Annotated in this window: 2 protein-coding genes; both read right to left on the bottom strand. The window is 37.3% G+C overall.

Features of this window, described 5'->3' with window-relative positions; translation table 11 throughout:
• Positions 1-1844: lectin-like domain-containing protein (locus AC1Z3S_RS19950; protein WP_461741828.1), on the bottom strand; the 1844-nt coding region annotated here is incomplete at its 3' end.
• Between the two features lie 137 nt (positions 1845-1981).
• Positions 1982-2290: WxL domain-containing protein (locus tag AC1Z3S_RS19945; RefSeq protein ID WP_461741827.1), on the bottom strand; the 309-nt coding region annotated here is incomplete at its 5' end.

Below are 2290 nucleotides of genomic sequence, written 5' to 3'. Positions count from 1 at the left end.
TTTGCAAAGAATTGGGAGGTTGTACCCACTATGGACTCATCTACCTGATATTGCCAATTACCAGAATAAGTGTCATTGGCGGTGATATTGGGCAATTGTGATTCATTAGATGTATCTTTAAACTTTGGTCCAAGTGTCAGTGAACTTAACACGTTTGTACCTGAAAGAGCACCAGTCATCTTCGGGTTTAATGTGGTATTGTCAAAACTACTTATATTCAAATTGGTTAAACTTTCCATTCCCAAAAACATATATTCCATAGTAGTGACTTTACTGGTGTCAAAAGTACTTAAATTCAATGTTTTAATTTTTTTGTTGAATTGGAACATATAACTCATGTCTGTAACATTGGATGTATCAAATTTACTAATATCAATTGTTTCTAGAGAGTTACAGCCTGCAAACATAGCAGACATGTTCGTAACCTTTGAAGTGTTCAAACTACTCATATCTAAGGCAGTAATAGATGTAAGATTATAAAACATCCAGTTCATATTTGTTGTTTGTGATGTATCCAATTTATTTGAATTGATATCGATTAAATTGATCAATCCTAGAAAAAGTGAAGCAGAGTTTACTGGGGTACTAACAGATTGTGTAAAGACAATTTTTTTTATTGATGTAGCATCTATTTTTAAACTATCTGCACGTTTCCATGGGGAGTCGCCTGCCTCACTTAACGTTCCACTGCCGCTAAATGTAAGAGTACCGGTACTACTATCAAATGACCAAGGCACATTCCCCCAGAACCGTTGTTGCCGGGTGTAGGTGATTGACTCTGATACTTTTGCATCATATTGTTTACCATCATATACTTTGTGTGACTCAACAGCTATCGTGAGATCTGTTTCGGTGGCTGTTGTACCTAATGGAACTGTAATAGAGGAATTCTCATCTACTGTATAATCCACTCCGTTGACAGTCGCAGTAGAACCTTGCGGATAAGCGACACCATTTGTGTCAGACAAAGTCAAGACTGAGCTGTATGTTGTTCCAACTTCCTTGGTCACTTTAGGCGTATTGGTGACTAAAATTGGTATGCTTGCGTTGGACACTTTGACATATTGATTGTTAAAAGTACTACCCGTGGCTCCAGTAATGGAAAATGAATATTCTTTAATTGATTCTGGTATAGTAAAACTATATCCTGCTCCTGAATTATCTGTAATGATAGGTTTTGAATAATCTGGTGAATCATTGGTAGAAGAAATATTATAGTATGCTTGAAATGTTACTTTGCGTGTATTTGCATCATATATAAATGAGTAATTTAACTCTTGATTCTTTGTAATATCGAAAGATGTAGTATAATTATTGACAACAGATTTTGTTCCACTTGAATTTGTTGTCCAAATTCCTATGTAAGGAACGTTTGGATCCCCTTCATTCTTCCAAGTATCCCATACCATCGCAAGAGCATTTGGTAATCCTGCAACTCCTAAAAATCCTCCTGCTTGGCCAATTTGATCTACTTCTCCCGTATGAAAAACAATACCAATTCCATCTGCATTCTTATTGGCACCTTTAAAATGAATGGACAGTTTTCCGTTAATAGAAAAACTCGAGTCTAATTGTACTTTGTTGTTAAGATAAATTGACCCAACTTGTTGAGTCTTTTCTGACGTTAACTGGGCCCATGGCCAGCCAGGATCCCAAGTTGTAGTACCAGATAACCCAAAATTATCTCTTACGCCGGCTAAGTCGTTAATCTCTTGATATTCGGTCGTAACTGGATAAACAGTTTTTGAAGCCGCAATTACCGTGCTTGGTAAAAGCCATAGACAAAAAAGACCGACTATACATGTTATGACCCATCTTAACTGTTCCCGTATCTTTTTCTTCATCTCTCTCCATCCTATCCGTCTATACTAGTATTTCAGTGTGCTTTTCTGTTTAAACCTTGGATTGTTACAGTAACTTTCTCGCAATCCTTAAGACTTAATGATTACTTGAAAGTTGTACTGTTGTTACTGATTCGGAACTAAGCAGTTGGGCTATCTGTACCAGTGTCAGACAATACCCAAGTCACTGTACTCTTGTATTGATTGTTTTCTTTTGCGCTGCCACCTTTAACTGTCAAGTTAACGTCTGAAACTGTTCTAGCTACAGCTTGGGTTCCTGTTGCAGCTGAACCTGTAGTAGGCAATGTATAACTCATAACAGTTTTACCTGCACCACCAGCAGTCAATTTAACAGTTTCTGAAGCAGTACCTGAATACAAACTAGCAACAGATGCATCTAATGCAGATAAAGTAGTTGAAGACGGTGTTGGGACACCTGATGCATCTGC

It is taken from the genome of Enterococcus sp. LJL90 (assembly GCF_056924355.1).
The sequence above is the reverse complement of the archived record's forward strand: the minus strand, read 5'-3'. Positions and strand labels throughout refer to the sequence as shown.